Annotated in this window: 1 rRNA gene; it reads right to left on the bottom strand. The window is 60.0% G+C overall.

The features are described 5' to 3' along the window. Window positions 1-13: 13 nt before the first annotated feature. Window positions 14-1,545 (bottom strand): 16S ribosomal RNA (locus D459_RS37275). Between the last annotated feature and the right edge of the window lie 19 nt (window positions 1,546-1,564).

Here is a 1,564-nt window from a genome sequence, read left to right as displayed (position 1 = left end):
AAAGACTCCTTAGAAAGGAGGTGATCCAGCCGCACCTTCCGGTACGGCTACCTTGTTACGACTTCGTCCCAATCGCCAGCCCCACCTTCACCCGCTCCCTCCCGAAGGTTGGGCCACAGGTTTCGGGTGTTGCCGACTTTCATGACGTGACGGGCGGTGTGTACAAGGCCCGGGAACGTATTCACCGCGGCATTGCTGATCCGCGATTACTAGCGACTCCACCTTCATGGGGTCGAGTTGCAGACCCCAATCCGAACTGAGACCGGCTTTTAGGGATTCGCTCCGCCTCACGGCATCGCACGCCCACTGTACCGGCCATTGTAGCATGTTTGCAGCCCAAGACATAAGGGGCATGATGACTTGACGTCATCCCCACCTTCCTCCGAGTTGACCCCGGCAGTCTCCCATGAGTCCCCACCATCACGTGCTGGCAACATGGAACAAGGGTTGCGCTCGTTGCGGGACTTAACCCAACATCTCACGACACGAGCTGACGACAGCCATGCACCACCTGTCACCGATCCCCGAAGGACCCGCCATCTCTGGCGGTTTACCGGTGATGTCAAACCTTGGTAAGGTTCTTCGCGTTGCGTCGAATTAAGCAACATGCTCCGCCGCTTGTGCGGGCCCCCGTCAATTCCTTTGAGTTTTAGCCTTGCGGCCGTACTCCCCAGGCGGGGCGCTTAATGCGTTAGCTGCGGCACGGGAACCGTGGAAAGCCCCCACACCTAGCGCCCAACGTTTACGGCGTGGACTACCAGGGTATCTAATCCTGTTCGCTCCCCACGCTTTCGCTCCTCAGCGTCAGGTAAGGCCCAGAGACCCGCCTTCGCCACCGGTGTTCCTCCTGATATCTGCGCATTTCACCGCTACACCAGGAATTCCAGTCTCCCCTACCTACCTCTAGCATGCCCGTATCCACTGCAAAACCGGAGTTAAGCCCCGGCCTTTCACAGCAGACGCGACACGCCGCCTACGAGCTCTTTACGCCCAATAATTCCGGACAACGCTCGGACCCTACGTATTACCGCGGCTGCTGGCACGTAGTTAGCCGGTCCTTATTCCCCACCTACCGTCAACCCCGGGAGAACCCGGGGCCTGCGTGAGTGGTAAAAGAGGTTTACAACCCGAAGGCCGTCATCCCCCACGCGGCGTCGCTGCGTCAGGCTTTCGCCCATTGCGCAAGATTCCCCACTGCTGCCTCCCGCAGGAGTCTGGGCCGTGTCTCAGTCCCAGTGTGGCCGGTCGCCCTCTCAGGCCGGCTACCCGTAATCGCCTTGGTAGGCCGTTACCCCACCAACAAGCTGATAGGCCGCGAGCCCATCCCCGACCGAGAAAACTTTCCACCCGAACCCATGAGGGTGCGGGTCGTATCCGGTATTAGACGGCGTTTCCACCGCTTATCCCGGAGTCGGGGGCAGGTTGCTCACGTGTTACTCACCCGTTCGCCGCTCGTGTACCCCCGAAGGGGCCTTACCGCTCGACTTGCATGTGTTAAGCACGCCGCCAGCGTTCGTCCTGAGCCAGGATCAAACTCTCCATCAAGGTCTAACCCACCCTCCGG

Origin of the sequence: Nocardiopsis potens DSM 45234, from assembly GCF_000341105.1 — a bacterium.
GTDB lineage: Bacteria > Actinomycetota > Actinomycetes > Streptosporangiales > Streptosporangiaceae > Nocardiopsis_A > Nocardiopsis_A potens.
This window is presented reverse-complemented; position numbering and strand designations above follow the sequence as displayed.